This window comes from Alkalicoccus daliensis (genome assembly GCF_900103955.1).
In the GTDB taxonomy this organism is placed as follows: Bacteria; Bacillota; Bacilli; order Bacillales; family Salisediminibacteriaceae; genus Alkalicoccus; species Alkalicoccus daliensis.
In genome coordinates, this window is the sequence record NZ_FNIL01000005.1 from 88,644 (window position 1) to 109,668 (window position 21,025).

Annotated in this window: 19 protein-coding genes and 1 pseudogene; 15 read left to right on the top strand and 5 right to left on the bottom strand. The window is 44.1% G+C overall.

Going from position 1 to position 21,025, the window contains the following annotated elements:
* The first annotated feature begins 103 nt into the window (after window positions 1-103).
* The 6 genes and pseudogenes from BLP92_RS09940 to BLP92_RS09975 all read left to right on the top strand — a co-directional run bounded on the left by BLP92_RS09940 (window position 104) and on the right by BLP92_RS09975 (window position 9,155).
* Window positions 104-496, top strand: coding sequence for a VOC family protein (locus BLP92_RS09940; protein WP_090842805.1), 393 nt, complete (start codon window positions 104-106; stop codon window positions 494-496).
* A gap of 114 nt (window positions 497-610) precedes the next feature.
* Window positions 611-896: pseudogene (locus BLP92_RS09945) on the top strand (PH domain-containing protein).
* A 465-nt stretch (window positions 897-1,361) separates the two neighbouring features.
* Entirely contained in the window at window positions 1,362-2,867 is a 1,506-nt protein-coding gene (gene mqo, locus BLP92_RS09955; protein WP_090842807.1) for a malate dehydrogenase (quinone), read from the top strand.
* Between the two features lie 646 nt (window positions 2,868-3,513).
* On the top strand, window positions 3,514-5,082 hold the full coding sequence (locus BLP92_RS09965; protein ID WP_090842809.1) for a histidine kinase N-terminal 7TM domain-containing diguanylate cyclase: 1,569 nt from the start codon (window positions 3,514-3,516) through the stop codon (window positions 5,080-5,082).
* A gap of 86 nt (window positions 5,083-5,168) precedes the next feature.
* Complete coding sequence (locus BLP92_RS09970) at window positions 5,169-6,272, top strand: GGDEF domain-containing protein (RefSeq protein ID WP_090842810.1); 1,104 nt, start codon at window positions 5,169-5,171, stop codon at window positions 6,270-6,272.
* A gap of 75 nt (window positions 6,273-6,347) precedes the next feature.
* Window positions 6,348-9,155 carry a DEAD/DEAH box helicase gene (locus BLP92_RS09975; RefSeq protein ID WP_090842811.1) on the top strand — a complete coding sequence of 936 codons (2,808 nt, stop codon included), beginning with the start codon at window positions 6,348-6,350 and terminating at the stop codon, window positions 9,153-9,155.
* Here the strand turns inward: BLP92_RS09975 and BLP92_RS09980 are convergent.
* Both BLP92_RS09980 and BLP92_RS09985 read right to left on the bottom strand, forming a co-directional pair.
* Window positions 9,152-9,556, bottom strand: coding sequence for a (deoxy)nucleoside triphosphate pyrophosphohydrolase (locus tag BLP92_RS09980; protein ID WP_090842812.1), 405 nt, complete (start codon window positions 9,554-9,556; stop codon window positions 9,152-9,154). The genes BLP92_RS09975 and BLP92_RS09980 overlap by 4 nt on opposite strands.
* A gap of 194 nt (window positions 9,557-9,750) precedes the next feature.
* Window positions 9,751-10,392, bottom strand: coding sequence for a YitT family protein (locus BLP92_RS09985; protein ID WP_090842813.1), 642 nt, complete (start codon window positions 10,390-10,392; stop codon window positions 9,751-9,753).
* A 161-nt stretch (window positions 10,393-10,553) separates the two neighbouring features.
* Here BLP92_RS09985 and BLP92_RS09990 point away from each other — a divergent pair, with 161 nt between their 5' ends.
* The 5 genes from BLP92_RS09990 to BLP92_RS10010 all read left to right on the top strand — a co-directional run bounded on the left by BLP92_RS09990 (window position 10,554) and on the right by BLP92_RS10010 (window position 14,025).
* Complete coding sequence (locus BLP92_RS09990; protein ID WP_090842814.1) at window positions 10,554-10,994, top strand: Lrp/AsnC family transcriptional regulator; 441 nt, start codon at window positions 10,554-10,556, stop codon at window positions 10,992-10,994.
* Between the two features lie 98 nt (window positions 10,995-11,092).
* Window positions 11,093-11,698 (top strand): DedA family protein, encoded by a 606-nt coding sequence (locus tag BLP92_RS09995; RefSeq protein ID WP_090842815.1) that lies wholly within the window; start codon window positions 11,093-11,095, stop codon window positions 11,696-11,698.
* A 39-nt stretch (window positions 11,699-11,737) separates the two neighbouring features.
* Window positions 11,738-11,980, top strand: a complete 243-nt coding sequence (locus BLP92_RS10000) for a glutaredoxin family protein (protein ID WP_090842816.1) — start codon at window positions 11,738-11,740, stop codon at window positions 11,978-11,980.
* 129 nt (window positions 11,981-12,109) lie between these two features.
* The gene (locus BLP92_RS10005; protein WP_090842817.1) at window positions 12,110-13,093 is read left to right on the top strand and encodes a Gfo/Idh/MocA family protein; all 984 of its coding nucleotides are present in this window, start codon (window positions 12,110-12,112) and stop codon (window positions 13,091-13,093) included.
* Window positions 13,094-13,209: 116 nt separating this feature from the next.
* Window positions 13,210-14,025, top strand: coding sequence for a uroporphyrinogen-III synthase (locus BLP92_RS10010; protein ID WP_090842818.1), 816 nt, complete (start codon window positions 13,210-13,212; stop codon window positions 14,023-14,025).
* A 6-nt stretch (window positions 14,026-14,031) separates the two neighbouring features.
* Here the strand turns inward: BLP92_RS10010 and BLP92_RS10015 are convergent, their stop codons facing one another.
* A complete protein-coding gene (locus BLP92_RS10015; RefSeq protein ID WP_090842819.1) occupies window positions 14,032-14,598 on the bottom strand; it encodes a protein-L-isoaspartate(D-aspartate) O-methyltransferase in 567 nt (188 codons plus the stop codon).
* A gap of 236 nt (window positions 14,599-14,834) precedes the next feature.
* Between BLP92_RS10015 and BLP92_RS10020 the strand changes: the two genes are divergently transcribed.
* The 3 genes from BLP92_RS10020 to BLP92_RS10025 are packed head-to-tail and all read left to right on the top strand — an operon-like array spanning window position 14,835 to window position 16,983.
* A complete protein-coding gene (locus BLP92_RS10020; RefSeq protein ID WP_090842820.1) occupies window positions 14,835-15,701 on the top strand; it encodes an SDR family oxidoreductase in 867 nt (288 codons plus the stop codon).
* A 29-nt stretch (window positions 15,702-15,730) separates the two neighbouring features.
* The gene (locus BLP92_RS17895; RefSeq protein WP_139148943.1) at window positions 15,731-16,144 is read left to right on the top strand and encodes a hypothetical protein; all 414 of its coding nucleotides are present in this window, start codon (window positions 15,731-15,733) and stop codon (window positions 16,142-16,144) included.
* The gene (locus BLP92_RS10025) at window positions 16,144-16,983 is read left to right on the top strand and encodes a DUF2817 domain-containing protein (protein ID WP_175444244.1); all 840 of its coding nucleotides are present in this window, start codon (window positions 16,144-16,146) and stop codon (window positions 16,981-16,983) included. Before BLP92_RS17895 ends, BLP92_RS10025 begins: the two co-directional genes overlap by 1 nt.
* 180 nt (window positions 16,984-17,163) lie before the next feature.
* Here BLP92_RS10025 and BLP92_RS10030 read toward each other — a convergent pair whose 3' ends face one another.
* Window positions 17,164-17,805, bottom strand: coding sequence for a ThuA domain-containing protein (locus BLP92_RS10030; RefSeq protein WP_090842822.1), 642 nt, complete (start codon window positions 17,803-17,805; stop codon window positions 17,164-17,166).
* Window positions 17,806-17,819: 14 nt separating this feature from the next.
* Window positions 17,820-18,533: an SDR family oxidoreductase gene (locus tag BLP92_RS10035; protein WP_090842823.1), complete on the bottom strand. Its 714-nt coding sequence runs from the start codon at window positions 18,531-18,533 to the stop codon at window positions 17,820-17,822.
* 330 nt (window positions 18,534-18,863) lie between these two features.
* On the opposite strand from BLP92_RS10035, the gene BLP92_RS10040 reads away from it, so the two are divergent.
* Window positions 18,864-20,915 carry a catalase gene (locus BLP92_RS10040; RefSeq protein WP_090842824.1) on the top strand — a complete coding sequence of 684 codons (2,052 nt, stop codon included), beginning with the start codon at window positions 18,864-18,866 and terminating at the stop codon, window positions 20,913-20,915.
* The last annotated feature ends 110 nt before the right edge of the window (window positions 20,916-21,025 follow it).

The window sequence follows — 21,025 nt, forward strand, 5'->3', positions numbered from 1 at the left end:
TTTCATTCTATTGTATAATTGAAAATGTAAAACGAAATTTTCGCCAGTAAAAAATAGCATTAAAGAGTAATTTCAAAATAAAAAAAGAAAGCAGTGATTTATGATGATCAAAGGAATACATCACAAAGCATTTCATGTAGTAGATATGGATCGATCGCTGGAGTTTTACTGCGATACGCTTGGTTTTCAAAAAGCATTTGAGCTGCATGAATCAGACGGCTCGCCCTGGATTGTCTATATTAAAATAGCGGAAGGCAGCTTTATAGAGCTTTTTTACGGCGGCACAGAAAGTGAGAAGCCTCAGCTCGATCACATCTGCTTTGAGGTGGAGGATATTCGTACTTTGGCTGAGCAGTTAAAGGAGCAGGGCATTCCTTTTGCAGCCGACCTTTCTCAGGGAAAAGATTTAAACTGGCAGTTCTGGATCAAAGATCCCGATGGGAATTGGCTGGAATTCATGGAGATAAATCCGGAATCTCCGCAGATGAACAGCTGAGGGTTTCAACAGGTGGAGGCTGGAAAGGGGGGAATACATATGGCAGAACTAAGCGCAATTATGACATGGACCTTTACAGGGGAAACTTCTATTCCAAAAGAAATCAATGAAATACTGGTGGACAGGGAAGTGCCTGAAATTGCCTACAAAACCGTCCGGGATGTGGCAGTCGTAACAAATAAGCGATTTATTATTGCAGATAAGCAGGGCATCACTGGAAAGAAAGTGGAGGTCTATACGATTCCGTTTAAATCAATTATCATGTATTCAAAATGCAGGGACACTCGACTTTAATGCAGAGCTGGAACTTTGGACGAAAGCAGGTACCTTCAAGCTGAATCTGAACAAAAAGGTGGATATCCGAAAATTGGACCGGCTGATCGGAAAGCATATTTTATAAATAAAGAATTAAGAAGTACATAAACAGCAGTACTACACCTCGTTTTCCTGTCTCTATTCAGGAGAACGGGGTTTTTTGAAAGGTTGCCGTTGGTCTGTTCCATGGAGTTGTTTTATAGTTGCAAGTATAAAAACTATGAATTCTCCCTCGAATGATTCGTGTCTCTCTTCATATTTTCCCATCTCATGTTTCATTTGTTTGAAGAAAATTTCTTTTTTCTCCCATCCTTCTTCTCCCTGCATGCAATATCACTTTTTTTACCTGGGAAAATAGTTTATAATTAATATTCAGAGAATAGAAAACGCTTTAATACATTATATAAGCAGAGTGATTTCTTTTGTCCAAGCAGTTCGAAAGAATTTGAATGAAACTGAGACACATTTCATAAGCATGAGAAGCAGAGGTGGGCGTCCTGAAGTGCACCTGTTTCTTACTGTAAATTTCATGATATAAGGATGGTCATAGATGAGCAACCAAGATTACAAATCAGATGTTATTTTAATCGGTGCTGGAATAATGAGTGCCACTTTAGGCACCATTTTAAAAGAACTTGTGCCGGAGTGGAAAATTACGATACTTGAAAAGCTTCCCAAAGCGGGAGAAGAAAGCTCGAATGAATGGAACAATGCCGGAACCGGGCATGCTGCACTATGTGAATTAAATTACACAAACGAAAAGCCGGATGGTTCTATCGACCTTTCCAAAGCGGAAAAGATTAACGAGCATTTCCAGATATCCAAGCAGTTCTGGTCCTACCTCGTCGATCAAAAGAGAATCCGCAATCCGCATGAGTTTATTATGCCGCTTCCGCATATCAGCTTTGTACACGGGGACGATAACGTTACTTTTCTGAAAAAACGGTACGAGGCAATGAGAGCACATCCTTTGTTCCGCAACATCGAATACAGCGAAGATCCACAGACGCTGAAGGACTGGTTCCCGCTGATGATGGAAAAGCGTGATCCGCAGCAGCCGGTTGCGGCAACGAAAATAGACGGTGGAACGGATGTGAATTTCGGTGCCCTGACGTTGAAACTGACAGATCACCTTAAAGCACAGAACGTTTCCATCCAGTATAACCGCCGTGTGGACAACCTGACCCAGCAGAAAGACGGCTCCTGGGAACTGAAAGTGAAAAATGAAGAGAGTGGACAGGATGAAAGCCATGGCGCCCGGTTTGTATTTATCGGCGGCGGCGGAAAAAGCCTGCACCTATTGCAGAAATCCGGTATCCCTGAAGGAAAGGGTATCGGTGGCTTCCCGGTCAGCGGCCAGTTTATGGTCTGCAAAAACCCGGATGTCATTCAGCGGCATAATTCCAAGGTATACGGGAAAGCGCCTGTAGGAGCTCCTCCGATGTCTGTACCTCACCTGGATACCCGCTATATCGAAAACAAGCGGACGCTTCTGTTCGGGCCGTTTGCAGGTTTCTCTCCGAAATTCCTGAAAACCGGGTCCATGTTTGATTTGTTTACTTCAATTAAACCGAACAATGTGCTGACAATGCTTGCGGCGGGCGGAAAAGAAATGGCACTGACAAAGTACCTTATCGGGCAAGTGCTGCTGTCCAAAGAAAAGCGGATGGACGCTCTGCGTGAATTTGTGCCGGATGCGAAAAGTGAGGACTGGGAACTTGTTGTATCCGGACAGCGTGTTCAGGTCATTAAGGATACTGAGGAAAATGGGAAAGGAACGCTCCAGTTCGGAACAGAAGTAATTACTTCAGAAGACGGTTCGATTGCAGCACTTCTCGGTGCCTCGCCCGGCGCTTCTACTGCCGTGCACGTGATGCTGGATATATTAAACAGATGCTTCCCGGAAGAGATGAAAGAATGGGAGCCGAAAATTAAAGAAATGATCCCTTCCTATGGACATTCGCTGATCGAAAACACAGATCTCCTGCAGGAAACAGAACGATTTGCCTCAGAGAAGCTGGGATTATCAGTGGAAGAACAGCTGGATCATGCCTAAGAAAAATTAATGAAACACCCTTCTGTATAAATGCAGGAGGGTGTTCTTCTTTAGGGGTGCAAGGGAGTTGGATGTGAGCATAGCGGGCCGGGAGTTCAGTATAGAGGAGTTAGATGTTATTATAGAATGTTTGGATGTTAGTATAGCGTGTTTAGATGTTAATATAGGGCATTTGGATGTCAGTATAGCCGGATCGGAGTAAAATAGCGGCCGCGGGAGTAAAATAAGCGGGCACGAACGTAAATTAGCTGCTCTATTTTGCAGTTTCTATAGGAAGCGGTCTGAAGTGAAGCAGGTAATATGCTCTGTAAAGGTTTTGCGTGCTGGAAGGCTGGAGAGAAGAGACAGCATAGCGGGCCGGGAGTTCAGTATAGAGGAGTTAGATGTTATTATATGGTGTTTGGATGTTAGTATAGCGTGTTTAGATGTTAATATAGAGCATTTGGATGTCAGTATAGCCGGATTGGAGTAAAATAGCGGCCGTGGGAGTAAAATAGCACCCTGAAAAGCACGCTCCCAATGTTGAAATGCCCGCTACACGCAGACAGACACAAAATAATGGAAAAATAATGTAACGAAACTGCTGGATTTATGTCTTGTTTATGCTACATTAAAGATAAAATGAATATGAAGAGGGAGAAAGCACGTGGACCTGAAATTAACTGCTTATATTACACTTATATGTACGTCGGGTGTGTTCAATTTATTTTTAGGTACATATGTGTTATTAAAACGCCACTATTTTACGAAAATCGCAAATTTCTTTGTTTTATATACTTTTCTCATTACGATTTACTGTTTCGCCGCGGCGTTTGGGTTAATGGCAACTACGCTCGAAGAAATTAAATTCTGGACCACCGTGCAGTATATTGGTCTCGCCTTTTCTCCGCCAGCAGGGCTTCTGTTTATTAGGTATTATTTAGGTAAGCGGATTACAAAAAGAGGGACGGCGGCCTTAATGAGCTTCTCTGCCGTCACGCTGCTTCTCGTGGCAACAAATGATGTGCATCATTTTCACTATCGAGTATTCGACGTTCATCCCAGCATGGGGCTGCCTTATATTACTCAGGAAATTGGTATCTGGTATATGATATATGGAACCTTTATTTTCTCCTGTATGTTTGCGGCGTTTCTGATGTTAGTATCCCGCTGGAAGGAAACGGAGAAAACTTACAGACCGCAGCTGATCGCTTTAATGATCAGCCAGCTTGTGCCAATGTGTACAGCATTTGTGTATTTAATTGGAGCAACGCCGCCGGGAATTGATCCAGTGCCGACGGTTTTGTGGATTTCCTCCGCGCTGCTTCTCTGGTCTACTACTGCTTCCCGCTTGTTTACGATTATGCCGATAGCCAAGGAATCTATTTTCCACAGCATTCATGACGGTGTGATCGTGCTCGACAGCCGGAATCAAATAATTGAATTTAACCAGGCTTCCAGCCGTATGTTTAATTTTTTAAAAAGATCACTGCTCGGCAGAGACTTCTCCTCTGTGTGGATCGAAGCTTGCGGGGAGCCCTTTCCGGCTGCCATGACGGATACTTCGTGCACGCAGGAATTCGAGTTTTCTGAATTTCCAAAGAAGGTTTATCAAATCCGCACTTCTCCGCTGATGCAGGGAAGTGCGAAGAAAGGTATGCTGCTTATTTTCAGCGACTTTACTGAGCTGAAGCAGCTCCAGTGGAAACTGGAACATCAGGCGTATTATGATGAACTCACGAATGTTTATAATCGCAGAGCTTTCTTTCAGCATAGTGAGAAAATGTTCATCGAAGCACAAAAGAATGCAGTCCCTTTCACTGTCATTTTAACTGACATTGATTTTTTTAAATCTGTAAATGACACCTATGGTCATGATACAGGGGACGAGGTGTTAAAACACGTAGTAAACAGCTGTCAGGAGCAGCTTTCGGAAGATATACTGTTTGCCAGGTATGGCGGGGAAGAATTTGTGGTTGCAGTAAGTGGAAAAACGCTGCTGGAAGTAGAAGCACTGGCCAATCAGCTGCGCGAGAACTTAGCGTGTCAGCCTGTATCTTTTCCCACTGGTCCCATTACTGTGACATTAAGCAGCGGCGTCGCTGCAGTGACTGCTGAAGATAAGACTCTTTCCCAGTTATTAATAAAAGCAGACAAAGCACTTTACCAGGCAAAGGAAGCTGGAAGAAATAAAGTGCACGTTTATACAGCGCTTCAAGCTGAAAGCAGCATTTAAGAGCACCGTATCGCTTTATTTTAAAAAGATCGTTTATAATGATACTCAGCTGAAGAGGAAATCCATTTATTTTAGGAGTGTTCTATTTGCTCATCGATGACTTATTAATTAATTTATGTATTCTTGTAGCACTGATATTTGGATATCAGCAAATAAGGTGGAAATTAAATGTAGGAAAGAAAAGCGCGACTTTTTCTTTCCTTTTCGACGGCATTGCAGGCGGAGTGCTGGGTATTATTCTGATGAACTACGCAATTGAAGTAACAGAGGGAACAATTGTGGACCTGCGTTTTATTCCCGTGATGCTGCTCACACTGTTTATCAGCATTAAGCCCGCTGCCTTAAGTGCAGCAATCATTGTGATCGGACGTTTTCTGTTCGGCATCAATATATCTTCTTTTGGAGCTTTCTTCTGGATTGCGGGTATCCTGCTTGCTTATTTTATTATTCATAAGAAAATAAAAACGAGGGACGGTCTTTATAAAAAAGCTGTCTACATGATTATCGCAGCCAATGTGATTTTCTCTCTTATTATCACGTATCTTGTACAAGATGCAGCGATTCTTGCTCTGCTGCTTCCCGTTTACTGGGCTATTGCGTTTCTCGGGGGACTGATCAGCGTCTTTCTGGTAGATTATCAAAGCAGATCCAATTATCTGCTGCAGCGTTATCAAAAAGAAGCTTCGGTAGACTTTTTAACTGGACTGAACAACGTACGGCAGTTTGATAAAGTCTGGAATACAATGATGCAGAAAGCAAAAGAGAAAGAAGAACAAATTGCACTGCTCATGCTGGATATTGATTTTTTCAAAAAAGTAAATGATACATACGGTCACCCCGCGGGAGATAAAATTCTGGCAGAATTAGGAGAAGTATTAAAAAGATCGACCCGTACGATTGATATTGTGTCACGAAATGGAGGAGAGGAGTTTTCTGTAATTCTTCCTGAATGCACCACCTCCCAGGCTGTGGAAATCGCAGAACGTATTCAGAAGGCAGTGGAAGAGCATCCCTTTCCTGTTAATGAAGATAAAACAATCCGCCTTACCGTCTCTATCGGGGTTGCGGCTTATCCGGAGACAGTAAATGATCCGGAAAAAGTGGTGCAGCAGGCGGACGAATATTTATATAAAGCAAAGCATTCCGGCAGAAACAGGGTATGCTACCACAATGAAGTGCTGTCTCCATAGAGGCAGCACTTTTTTCCAATCTATAGTAAAATGCAGGTACTAGGAACTGTGTATTAAGACAGGTGGAGGGATCAGATGGGACAAAAGCTGCTCGTAAATTCAGCATCAGGAAATTTATTAAAGGAATTGACAGATTCACTGGAAACGTGTGACCGTTTTTATTTCGGTGTTGCTTTTGTGAATTTCAGCGGGGTGCAGCTGCTGCTGGACACGCTGAAGGAAGCAGAGAAAAGAGGCATTCAGGGGAAAATTATGACCTCTACTTATTTGAATTTCACCGATCCGAAAGCACTGGAGCGGCTGAAAGCATTTGATCATATAGATTTACGCGTGTTTGTGACGGACCAGCAGACAGGTTTTCACACAAAAGCATACATATTTGAATACGAAGAAAGCTATAAAATCATTATCGGTTCCTCGAATGTGACGCAGTCGGCGTTAAAAAGCAATGTAGAATGGAACGTAGAAATTATTTCCAAGAAAGACGGACAGTTTGTAGAAGAGGTGCTCGCAGAGTATGAGCAGCTCTGGCAGAGAAGTACGCAAGCGACAGCTCAGTTCCTGCATGAATATGAAGAGCTGTATCGTAATATAGAGAGAATGCAGCGCACCGCGAATCTGGTGTATGAAAAAGCAGAATATATTGTGCAGAATTCGATGCAGCGCAGAGCAATTGAAAATTTAACACGGCTTCGCGACCTGAACGAAAAGAAAGCCCTCGTCGTTGCTGCGACGGGAACAGGGAAGACGTATATGGCCGCATTCGATGTGCAGCAGGTCCGGCCTGTGAAACTGCTGTTCCTCGTGCACCGGGAAGATATTCTGCAGAAGGCGAAGGAAACTTTCGAAACGCTGCTCCCGAATATTCAGCGGAGTTTCGGAGTTCTTACTGGTACAAGAAAAGACTGGGGAGCCGATTACTTATTTGCTAACATCCGCACGCTTGCTAACCATTACGAGCATTTTTCTCCGGATGAATTTGATTATATTATTGTCGATGAAGCGCATCACGCAACTGCCCCGCAGTATGAAAAAGTGCTCGCCTGGTTCCAGCCGAAATTTATGCTGGGGATGACCGCGACGCCTGAAAGAAGTGACCAGCTTTCTGTATTTGAGCTGTTCGATCATAACGTAGCACTGGAAGTGAGGCTGCATGAGGCACTGGAAGATGATATCGTCGCTCCGTTTCACTACTTCGGAATTACCGATATCGCAGAGATCGATTTGCAGCAGGTGCGGCTGGAAGATACAGCAGAATTAGCAAAAAAACTGCAGGTGCATAAGCGCGTCGATTTTATTATGGAACAGATGAATTTTTACGGAAATGACGGCCAGTTTCGAAAGGGACTCGGGTTTTGCGTGAATCGGGAGCATGCAGCCTTTATGGCGGAAGAATTTACGAAAAGAGGCATTCCCAGCTTGTATCTATCTGGAGATGATAACGGAGAAACGAGAGCAGAAGCAATCCAGGCACTGGAAGATGAAAAGAGTCCAATCGAATTTCTATTTACGGTGGATATTTTTAATGAAGGGGTGGATATTCCTTCGGTAAATCAGGTGCTGATGCTCCGCCCGACACAATCGCCGATCGTATTTATTCAGCAGCTGGGCCGCGGGCTGCGAAAGCACTCGGGAAAGCAGTTCCTGACCGTGCTCGACTTTATCGGCAACCATGCGAAAAGCTATTTGATTGCCGTCGCATTAAATGGCCAGCGCTACTATGATAAGGAAAGCCTGAAAGTAGCAGTCGCAACCGGTTTCGCACACGTACCCGGAGCGACACACATACAAATGGATGAAATTTCACAGAAGCAAATTCTGGAGCAAATTGATCAGGAATCCTTTTACAGCATGGCTTACTTGAAGGAGCAGTACATGGAATTCAAAAAAGTTCGTCACGGCAAACCGCCGTACAAGCTGATGGACTACTATACTTATGATGGGGCACCCGACCCGGTGAAATTTATTCAAAAAGAGGGGAGCTATCTTTCCTTTTTAGCAAAAGTGGAAACAGACGATAATATAAGGCTTCTGCTGCACGACCAGGTATGGGCCAAGGTATATAAAGAGCTTTCAAAATTCCTGCCGCTGAAACGTCCGCATGAAGCAAGTCTGTACCTGGCTTTAATGCATCAAAAAGAATTATCTTGGGAGGAAGCTTCCTATCACATCCGTCACTGGGTGGAAGAAACAGCAGCAGAAAGTGTCAGGCACGCCATAAAAAACATCGCGAACACGTTTCTCGATCAGCGGGAAAAAGACCGCTTTCCAGCACTGGCCGAATGGGAAGGGGAAAAAGTAATCCGGACGTCTATTTTAGAAGAGCTGCTGCAAAACAAGGAATATACTTCCTACCTGACCGATTTACTCGAATATGGACTGCACCGCTATGAACGCGAATTCGGAAAAACAGATTACGGAATTCCTTTTTTCAAGCTGCACGAGCAGTATCAGATGAGAGACGCCGCGCTGCTTTCGAATGCTTCGGTGACGCACTCTTCTTTCAGGGGATCGGGTCTGCTTAGAAACGACAAGGACTTATTTTTATTTGTGGATCTTCATAAGGAGGCAGACACAGAGGAGCGGTTATTGTACAAAGATGAAATACTTTCCCCGGAAAGAGTGCAGTGGGAAAGTCCGAACAATATGGCGCAGCATTCAGGACGGGGACAAAGCATCATTCGCCACAAAGAGTTAGGAAATAAACTGCATCTGTTCGTTCGCAAATACAAGCATATCGAAGGAAATGTTACCGAGCCGTTTATCTATTTAGGGGAGCTGGAAGTGGAATCCTGGCAGAACGAGAAGCCAGTAATGTTTCACATGAAACTTCATCATAGAATTCCACCCCAGCTGTACCGGGAGCTGACAGAGAAGGTTTAAGTAGCAGCTTTACTCATCAGGCTCTGCACCGCAGGAACGTCTGCAGGAGCCCATTGTAAGGAGGAGAGGAGTGGACGGGAAAGCCAGAGAAGCTTCGCGTGCTCCGTGGCCGCAGGTTCTCCCTCGGTAAGCACCGCCTGCAGGCAGATTAATTCCACAATCGCTGCATCGTACTCATGCACATGGCGATGGATCACCTCTCCTGCCTGGATCGTACACCGCAGCTCTTCCTGAATTTCTCTTTCCAGTGCTGCCTGCAATTCTTCCCCGCTCTCCACCTTGCCGCCGGGAAATTCCCATACGTTGGGAAGCGCCATTTCCGGACTGCGTAGTGCACAGAGCAGCTCGTTCTGCTCATTTTCAATAACAGCCGCTACCACACGTATTTGCTTTTTCGACATAAATAATCGCTCCTTGGTAATAATTGTATGTAAGTAATATTATGAAGCTATCTTATCATATTTTGAAATGAAAATAGTTAGTATGATGTCTGTTGAATGGATGATAGGTTTCTTAATTGCAAAATGAATTTCTGTGCATCTGCCAAGATAAGCTCAAAAAAACGATCTCCAGCAGCACGGAGATCGTTTTTCTATTAGTTATGCACCGGTTCTCTGGAAGGATCGCCGGCAGGCATGTAATATTTCTTTTCTTTGACAGGCTTTTTCGCCGCTGTTGGAGCATATTTCCCTTTGAAATAGCTGATAATCCAGCTGAGCACAAGAACAGAGACAATCGAGTAAAGTCCGTTTAACAGTCCGACGGTGAAAAGACTGAGGGAAATCACCATAAAATCAAACGAAAAATTTACTTTTCCCGGATTTAAATTAAATTTCTTCTGTAAAAACAAAGCGAGAATGTGCGCTCCGCCGAGGGAAGCACCGTTAATAAATAAGTAGGAAACACCCAGGCCGATGATTGCTCCGCCAACTAATGCGCCGGCAAGCGGATGAATGGTAAAGGCGGGGAGCAATATCTCTACACTCGTTAATAAAGAAAGAAATGTAATCGCAAAAATGGTATAAGCAGTAAAACGCCAACCCATAGTAATGAAAGAAAAAATATAGAAAGGAATATTGATCAGGAAAAAGAAAAAACTGAACGGCATTTGGAAGAAATAAACGAGTCCGAGGGACAGACCGGCAGTTCCTCCTGTTAAAAGTGAGGCATGCTGTAAAATAATTACCCCTGCAGCTACAATAAAGCAGCCAAGCATAATTTTAAGTGTGTTTGTCATGTTGGTTCCTCCATATAGTAACTATTTTTTGCCAATACTATAATAGTAGAATATAGAGAGAGGAATTAGTATATAATAATGAATGTATTTCAATGATTTGTGTGAAACAATGAATGTATTTATGCGAATTAACCTTCGATTTGAAAAAGGAGCGGAATTGAATGGATAAAATTGATATCGAAATGCTGCGGCTGCTCCAGGAAGATTCCCGAATGACTGTCAGTCAGTTGTCGAAGCAGCTGGCACTGAGCAGGCCGAGCGTGACAGAGAGAATGCACCGGCTGCAGGAAAAAGGAATCATTGAGGAGTTTACTGCTCGTGTATCTCCTGCTGCTATCGGCAGAGCAACAATTATATTTATTCAGCTGAGTGAATTAAAGATTACGCCGCAGGAATTTGAAAAACGGATTAAAGAAGAAAAAGATATTATCGAATGCCACCGGGTCACAGGACAGACGAGCTACTTCATTAAAGCAGCAGTAAGTAAAATAGAAGGGCTCGGGATGCTGGTGGACCGTTTGATTCCGTTTGGAAATATTAATACTTCTATCGTGCTGGCTTCTCCTATTCCATACCGGCATCTGCTGCCGGAGCAGGAGTAAATAAATCTCTGAATTCGTGGGATTCTCTGCAAACTCGTTTTTGCCTGGTAAAAGAGGGGAAAAGAAAGAAAAACCAATTTGGAGAGGAGTCTCCTTCTATGCTGGAGATGATCATAGAAACACTGAGGGAGTGGGGGATTACAGGACTTTTCCTTGGAATAGGAGTGGAAGCACTTTCTATTCCGTTTCCCGCAGCGATCGTATTTTTATTGTATGGATACGTAATTAACCCCGCAGGCTGGGAGCTACTGTGGATCAGTCTTGCTGCTTCTGCTGTTTACACGGCTGTTGCCTACATACCCTATGCACTGTCAGTCCGCTACCATTACCTTGTAAGCGACCGAATTAAAACAGGACGCGCCCAGCGCATGGTAAGATTCATGAAAAAATACCGCGGCTGGACCATCGCAGCGGGACGGGTGCTCGGTATGGGGTACATCGTATATGTTGCCGCGTTCTGTAAGATCACGCCGCTCCGCTATGGATTTTTCACATTTATCGGTGTGTTCCCGGTAGCGCTGTCGATGCTTTATCTAGGCGGGCTTGGCAACGTGGGAGAAGTATATGTAGTATTTCAGAATCTGCAGTATGTCATCACTGCAGTTATTTTAGCAGGAATCGGCTACTATATTTATTACCGGGTAAAGCTTAAAAAGAAAAATGCGGAGAAAAAAACTTTTGTAGAAAGTGCAGAAAAGAGGTAAACTTCAGGTAGAATTAATCATCTATTTGGAGGAACCTGTATGTCAGAAGTAATCGTGTACTCTACGAATGATTGTGTAGAATGCAGTATCGTAAAAAGAATGCTGGAGGCCTATCAAATTTCCTTTGAAGTAAGAGATATTATGAGCAGCCGGCAGTACCAGGAGGAAGTAGAGGCGTTTGGGATTATGGGAGTGCCGGTCACCGTATATAATGGAGAAGCAGTAAAAGGTATGACCCCGGAACTGGAAAAGCTGGTAGAAAAAATTAAAACAGAGCAGTAAACACATCTAAGAGAGAATGAGCCGACTTCATGGAGCATTCTCTCTTTTTTGATAATGTTTCACGTGAAACGTGAAAAAATGAGAGAACTGCTTGACACATTTTTTGACTTACAAAGGAGGCAGTAAATTATGAAATTAAAGATTGGAATTATTGGCACAGGATGGTTCAGCGGAAAGCACGCAGATATTATTTCCGCCATGGAGGAAGCAGAAGTAACAGCGATCTGCGGGAGCAGTAAAGAAAAAGCGGAAAAAATGGCAGTGGATTACAACGGGGCCGCAGGGTACGGAGACATTTCTGATATGATTTCCGCAGAAAAACTCGATGCTGCATACATTTGTGTGCCGCCGATGTCCCACGGCCGCATTGAAGAAGAACTGATCCAGGCCGGCATCCCTTTTCTTGTAGAGAAGCCGCTTGCCAATGATTTTGCACTTCCCAAAAATATTGCTGCCAAAGTGAAAGCCGCTTCTTTAATTACCTCTGTCGGATATCATTTCCGTTACAGCCCGGCGACAGAAAAGTTAAAAGAAATACTTTCTGAGCAGAAAATCGGGTTAATTACCGGCGCCTGGATGGGAGATATGCCGGAAACGGCGTGGTGGAGAAAAGAGGAAAAATCAGGTGGACAGCTGATGGAGCAGACAACGCACATTGTCGATCTGCTCCGGTACATAGCCGGAGAAGCAGAAGAAGTGTATGCTGTCACCGGCCATAAAGTCAATCACCTGAGCTACGAAGGAGTTACCGCAGCGGATGTAGGGACAGTAAGTATAAAAATGACGAATGGAGCTGTCGTTTCTCTTTCCAACACGTGCATCCTGCCGCAGGGAGTGGGGGAAATAGGCTTCACTGTATATTCGGATCGCGGCATTACTTCCTGGTCTCCGGAGGAGCTGGTGGTGCAGGACAAGCAGGGAAAGCAGTCAATAGAAATTATGGAGGAAAATCCTTACAAAAAAGAAAGTGAAGCATTTTTACACGCGTTGAAAACAGGAGATACCTCCCGGATATTGTCTAATTATGAGGATGCGCTTCAGACACAAAAAATAACATATGCTGCTGCAGTATCTGCGAAAGAGGGCAGGCCGGTGAAGCTTGCGGACATTTAACCAGAGAAAATCAATTCTTTCAAATTAACCTTGCACAGACAAAGTTGTTTTATAATGTTAAGCACCCGGGAAAGTAGGATATAATAAACCTTATACTTAAAAAAGGAGTGGTCCGCTTGAGTCTGGAAAACAAAAAAGTAGTACTGGCAGCTTCCAGGAAAACCGAAGAAATGAGTACGTTGATTCAAAAAAGAGGCGGACAGTCCATCGTACGTTCTCTGCAGGGAACTGTTTTTTTAAATGACACACAGGTGCGGGAAGATTTGAAAAAAATAGTAGAAGAGCAGTTTGACTGGATGATTTTCACTACAGGCATGGGGCTGAATACGATGCTTGAACTAGCCGAAGAAATGCAGTTGAAAGAAGAACTGCTGCAAATGATCCAGCAGACACAGACAGGAGCGAGAGGCTACAAGACACTCGCCGCATTGAAAAAAATACAGGCAGCACCCGCCGCAAAAGATGACGATGGCACTGTTAACGGGCTGATAGACAAACTCAATGACTTCGATTTTGATGGGAAACGTGTCATGGTGCAGCTGCACGGGGAAAACGCGCCTTCCTTAATTCAGTATTTGGAAAACAAAGGCGCCACGGTGATGCCGGTGCTTCCCTATAAGCACATAGATCCTGACTTGGAGACAGTAGAACGATTCTGTCAGGAAGTGATGCAAGAAGAAGTAGACGCAGTCTGCTTTACTGCCGCGATTCAGGTGCGCTCCCTGTTTAAATACGTGGATGAAAAAGGATATCGGGAAAAAATACAGAAAGCCTTTCAAAGCAGACCGCTTGCTGTTGCAGTAGGCAAGGTGACTGCAGAAGCGCTTCAGGATGAAGGGATTCATAGAATAATTCAGCCGGAGCATGAAAGAATGGGTGCGATGATTGTAGAATTGAGCAATTACTATGAGACACAGGAGAGTAAGCAGTAAGGTGCTTTATTCATCATAAAGCTTTACAAACTGGACGTAGTGCAGCGGCTGCGTCCTTATTTTGCCGTCCTGGTTTTTTTCAGCAAGCGTGAGTCGCTGCATATCCATTTCTCCCACCGGAATTAACATTTTTCCCTCCGGGCGCAGCTGATCTAAAAGTGCCTGTGGGATGGCTGCACCTGCAGCGGTCACCATTATCCGGTCAAAGGGAGCCGCTTCGGCCCAGCCTTCAGAACCGTTCCCATGCTTAAAATGAATATTTGTAAATCCTTTGGCTGTCAGTTTTCGTTTTGCTTCAAGGTACAGCTCCTCAATACGCTCCACTGTATAGACCTTTTCTGCATGTGCGGCGAGAATATCTGTTTGAAATCCGCTTCCCGTACCGATTTCAAGCACTTTGTGCTGCGGGTGCAGGTCGAGTGCAAGTGTCATATCCAGAACGAGTGAGGGCTGGGAAATTGTCTGTCCGTGACCAATCGGAAAAGCGCGGTTAAGGTGCGCCTGCTCTTTGTAATCTGTCATATAAAAACTCCGGTCCATCTGCCTGAAGTATCTTCTGATTTGTTCCTCCATTTTTCTTCACCTCCCTTGCATATTTCTTTATGTTCCTTATTCCCAGTCGAACTTTTTTCCATGCTTTTGATTTTAGGAAAAAATCATTTCCCCAACTTTCGATCAGAATCCTGTTTATCAGTTTAATTGAAAATATTTCCAATAAAAATGAAATGAATTTCCGGACGTTTTGGAATGCCGGGAAGGTGGTACAAGACAATAAATTACAATTAGAAATATTTAAGGAGGAAGTAAAGATGGATCCAAGAGATATGCAGAAAGGAAGTACACCAAGACAGCGTCAGGACAGACATCCGGGAATTGAATCAGAGATGAATCCTCTTCCGGCGCAGCCGATAGAGTACAAGCCTGCAGATAAACTGAAAGGAAAGTCTGCGCTTATTACTGGAGGAGACAGCGGGATTGGCCGTGCCGTAGCAATTCTTTACGCAAGAGAAGGAGCAGACGTAGCCATTTCCTATCTTGACGAGCACGATGATGCGGAAGAAACAAAAAAACTTGTAGAAGCAGCAGGAGCAAAATGTCTGCTGCTGCCGGGAGATATTAAAAGTGAGCAGCACTGCATCGACCTTGTAGAGAAAACAGTTTCTGCATTCGGCAAGATCAACATCCTCGTAAACAATGCAGCAATTCAATTTGCGAGAGAAGACGTTCTGGATATTTCTACAGAACAGTTTGAGGAAGTATTCCAGACAAATTTCTTTTCCCAGTTTTATTTAACGAAAGCAGCCGTGCGTCATATGCAGTCAGGAGATTCCATTATCAGTACATCTTCTGTGAATGCGTATCGCGGCAATCCGATTTTCATGGACTACTCTGCTACAAAAGGAGCGATTACTGCCTGGACACGCAGCATTGCCCAGAGTCTCGCAAAAAAAGGAATCCGCGCAAATTCTGTGGCTCCGGGACCAGTATGGACCCCGCTGATTCCTTCCTCAATGGATGAAGATAAAGTAGAAGACTTTGGACAGGACAGTTTATTTGAACGTCCAGGACAGCCTTCAGAGCACGCATGGCCGTATGTAATGCTTGCATCAGATGAATCGTCCTATATGACCGGCCAGGCGATTCATGTAAACGGCGGAGTCTACACTTCTTCTTAAGTTCAATCGAAAAAATAGGAGGACTATTCATGGATCTTCAGGAACAGTTCTTAATTAATAAATCAGGCTCGCTGACCGAGGGAGCCGCGGTCATTCTGGAAACGTCGGATAATATGATAATAGATTCTCTCACCTGGGTAGTATGGGGAGAGGGAGCAGAGGAGAATATACACCTGCAGTTTCGAATCTCAGGAGAGGAGTACAGCGTGATCCGTCCCCGTGCATCAAACGCGTTTGTATCCAATACTCCCTCCAATATTTCCCGCTATACTGCACCACAGTGGGAGATTATGGAGTATGATACAGCACAGAACAAATTTGCGTTTCATTTTTCGGAAGCTCCATGCATCCTTCCAGCAGGCTGCTTTGTAGGGATAGACCATCTCTCACCGGAAGGGGAAGAAATTTTTTACAGTGTAAGAATCCGCGGGAGAAAGCCATAATGATTACCTTTCCGCAGACAACGCCGCCTTATTATGATAAAGAATCATATGAGCAGCTTGCAGAAAGAATAAAAGCAGAGTATGAGATTTGTGAGGATCTAGGTGTGTGCAGTGATGGGAAACGCCATCTTTACGGACTTTGTTTTGGAGACACAGATTCGAAGCCTGTGATTTTTATGAGTGCGTCTATTCATGGAGAAGAATGGGAAGCTACGTACTGGACGATGCATTTTTTTAATTGCATTGTGAATCCTGGCCATGCGCTGCCGGAAGTCAGGCACCTGTTCATAAAGCTCAGGGAACGGTACAGCTTTTATGTGATTCCTGTCGTAAATCCATATGGTTTTCATCATGGCATCCGCTTTACGGAGGATGGAACAGATTTAAACCGGCAGTATGAAAACGATGATCATCCGGAAGTGCTGATCGTAAAAAATAAAGTAAAATCCCTGCGGCCGCATATTGTACTTGATAACCATACTTCCAAGCTGCCCAGTGAAACGATAGGCGTAGGAGGAAGAGGGGACAAGAATATTAAGCTTATTGGTGAATATATTATGAAATCGATGAAGTATATCCGGGGACATAATGACATTACCTGGTACCGGGAACCTGTGCAGCATAAGCTGGGAATCGGCCGGGGATGGGTGTCCGAACAGGAGTCCAAAAGCGGCAATAAAATCTTCAGTGTGTTAATTGAAGGGGCACGTACAGGATCTCTCGGTACATTTAAAGATAAAGGAGAATTTGGATTTAATACAATTCTCGCTACCTGTCTCTACGCAGATAACTTTCTTCGTAAAGGTATCTATGGCGGCAGCAACCAGAATACCCTATAAAAAGAGCACACCAGCTATAGAGAACGTTCCCCTGAAGTTTTAGTTTTCCTGGCAGTCGGCGAATAAATACAGTTCAGGCCTCCCATGTTGCACACGGGAGGCCTGTGTCATGAAGCATCCTATTCTAGTACGTCCAAAAGGACATCTGCACAATGAATAACGTAAGTTTTTTCGTGACGATCAGCGATGGAGCAGCCAGCTGATTTTTGCAAACAGCAGGGAAGCCACATTTTCATCCAGCATGCCTTCTTTCGTATGAGCAGGGCTGAAACAGCAGACTCTTCCTTTTTCATAAAGATGTTTCCAGCCTGCAATTGCATCGCCATCCGGTCCTGTGCTCCATAGATCAACATACGTACGGGAAGTATCGCAGTGAACAAAATACTGCTCATCAGTAATCGTAAATTCTTTTCTCTCATTGTCTTCTTTATATTGATAGGTTACCTGCTGCAAGCCGGGAGGATGATAATCAAAAGCCCCCCGAAGCATCTGAATGTAGCGGCTCTCACTTGCATAGCCCGCCATACCCGCATGCCAGGCCAGCATGCTGCCGCCGTTTTTTACATATTGGGTTACCTGCTGGTCAAGCTCCTCTGTAAGCCACGTAATGACATTTTCATCTTTTGGATTCAAGGGGTCCATTTTCGCATTGATAAAAAGATCGGGTTCGGTCTGCAGCGCTTCAGCTACTTCTTCGTGGGTCACATACTGCAGGTCGATCTCTTCATTTTCTGGAAATCCTGTAAGTGCATTTTCCAGACCTGCTTCCGCATCTTCAGCTTTATGCCAGTAATCTCCGAGCAACGCGATAATTTTAACCATATTTATTTCTCTCCTTACCAGTTCATTTTATTTCCTTCGTAATCAATAAACATATGTTCTTCCAGCGGCGGAAATTTTAAAATTTCTTTTGTAATTCCGGCAGCAGATACCTCAGCTTCAATGGTAGCTTCATTGTTGAAGTCTCCCATGATATATGTTTTTACATAGCCAGGTTGAAAAGCCATCACTTTAATTCCATGCTCAGCCAGCTGATTTTGTAAAATAGTCAGCTGCATATTGAGTGCCGCTTTGCTCATAGAATAGCCGTATTCTTTTTTTCGCCAGGAATCAGCAAGACTTCCTGCTTCCGAAGATATGTTTGCGAGCATTTTTCCTTCTCCTTTAAGGAGGAGAGGAATGACAGACTGCGAAACCCGAAGCGGCCCAAACACATTCGTCTCATACAGCTTCATCATATCTTCATAATGAAACTCTCCATAGATATCTTCTGATCGGTCTTTAAATATAGCAGCATTATTAATCAAAATATCCAGCTGCCCGGACCGGGAGCCGATCTGTCTGGCTGCTTCATCTACTGACTGCTGATTATTCACATCCAGCGGCAGAATCTCGAGATCTTCAGGATATTCGCTTTGCAGGGTGTCCAGTTCTGTCCAGTCCTGCATGTAGCGGCCTGCAAATACATAATAGCCTTGTTCTAAAAATGACCTGGAAAGCGCCAGCCCTAACCCTCTGTCGGCGCCAGTAATATAAACAGTCTGCTTCATCTTGCGTATTCGCCCCTTCTCTAAATGATGAGTATTAGTTTATTCATTAAACTTTCATGTAATACCTATTCTATTTATCTATGGTAATTTCCTTGTTTTTTTAAGAGAAAGATTGTTTAATTTTAAAACCGTATTAATTTCACCGTTCGTGGGGCAGTTTTTCTGTATGAAGGTCTTCCATTAGGTATGAGTATGCGGCAGATAAGGGAATTTACATCATTCATAGGATACGGATGGCTTTGTATGATAAAGGTTTAAACATTGTTTATTGTTTGTAGAAAAAGGGAAGAAAACTTGGGCAGGAAAAAAGTGTAAAGGTGGGAATGTGAAATGAGTGAAGATGCAAAAGTAAACAAGAACCAATCTAAAAAAGAGCAGCTGGAAAAGTTCACGACAGATGACCGCGGGAAGAAAATGACGACGAACCAGGGACTGAAGGTATCTGAAGATGAATTTTCTTTAAAAGCCGGTGAACGTGGACCGACCTTGATGGAGGATTTTCACTTCCGGGAAAAAATGACGCATTTCGACCATGAAAGAATTCCGGAAAGAATCGTGCACGCAAGAGGGTTTGCAGCACACGGGGAATTTCAGGTTTATGAATCGATGAAAGAATATACGAAAGCAGGATTTTTACAGGATCCTTCTAAAAAAACAGACGTTTTCGTCCGGTTTTCCACAGTCGCCGGTTCCCGGGGATCAGGAGACCTGGCAAGAGATGCGCGCGGATTTTCCACTAAATTTTATACAGAAGAAGGAAACTATGACCTTGTAGGAAATAACATTCCGGTCTTCTTTATTCAGGATGCAATTAAATTTCCTGATCTGATTCATGCTGTGAAGCCGGAGCCGCATAATGAAATTCCACAGGCAGCTTCCGCGCATGACACGTTCTGGGATTTTGTTGCAAATAATCAGGAATCAGCGCACATGGTAATGTGGACAATGTCTGACAGAGCAATTCCAAGAAGCTACCGCATGATGGAAGGATTCGGAGTACATACCTTCCGTTTTGTAAATGAACAGGGAGTTTCCCACTTTGTGAAGTTTCACTGGAAGCCAGTTCTCGGTACGCATTCTGTAATTTGGGATGAAGCGCAGAAAGTAAACGGAAAGAACCCGGACTTTCACCGTCTGGATCTTTGGGAAGCAATTGAAAATGGAGACTACCCGGAATATGAGCTGGGAGTGCAGATCATCTCCAATGAAGATGAATTTTCTCAGGAATTTGATATTCTGGATCCAACAAAAATCTGGCCGGAAGAAGATATTCCCGTAAAAATTATCGGAAAGATGACCCTGAACCGCAACGTGGAAAATTACTTTGCAGAAACAGAGCAGGTTGCCTTCCATCCGGGACACGTAGTGCCTGGTATTGATTTTTCTAATGATCCGCTGCTGCAGGGACGCCTGTTTTCCTATACGGATACACAGCTGCTGCGCCTGGGAGGACCGAACTTCCATGAGCTTCCGATCAACCGGCCTGTCTGTCCATTTTTCAATAATCAGCGCGATGGCTTTGGACGCCAGACTATTAATCGGGGAAAGGTCAGCTATCATAAAAATTCCCTGGCAGATAATACACCGGAGCCTGCGAGCAAAGAAGAAGGCGGATTCGAGCATTATCACGAAAAAATTGATGCACATAAAGTACGCGCCAGAAGTGAAAGTTTCAAAGATCATTTTACACAGGCGACACTTTTCTGGAACAGCATGAGCAAGCCGGAAAAGGACCATCTTATTGAAGCATTCAGTTTTGAGCTTGGAAAAGTAGAAAGCAAGTCCGTCCGGCAGCAGGTAGTGGATATGTTTGGAAACGTAAGCATGGAGCTTGCGACAAACTTTGCAGATGCGATCGGGGTGAACCCTCCGGAGGGAGAAGATACTGGATACACGAAATCTTCCCCGGCGCTGAGTCAGGAAAACTCCGTGAAAAAGCCGGATACACGAAAAGTAGTTGTAATTATCGGTCAAAACTACAGTGGCGCAGAAGTAAACTATGTGCTGAAGGAATTGAAGAAAAAAGGAGTGCAGCCGGAAATCCTGAGTAACAAAAAAGGAATGCTGCAGGGGAGCGATGGCAGTGAGCTGGAAGTCGACCACACTTTCCTCACGGCAGATTCTGTATTGTTTGATGCAGTCTACGCCGTTGGCGGAAGCGAGGAAGATAAAAAATTCTTTAAGCAGGCTGCTTTGTTTATTCATGAAGCATACTCCCACTTTAAACCGATCGGTGCGACGCAGGAAGGAAGACCGCTGCTTCATCTTGATGAGATGGAAGATGCACCGGGTGTAATTTATGGCGGAGAGATTGAAGAATTTACCGATAGATTCATTGAAGCAATTGCAGCTCACCGCTTCTGGGAGCGGGAAGTAGTTTAATATATTTTCACAGGCGTGAGGGGATTTTCTCCCTCACGTTTTTTAATGTGATATCGCTGCGCAAAATTTACATAAAATAGGTAATTGTGCAATTGAAGGAAACATGAGAC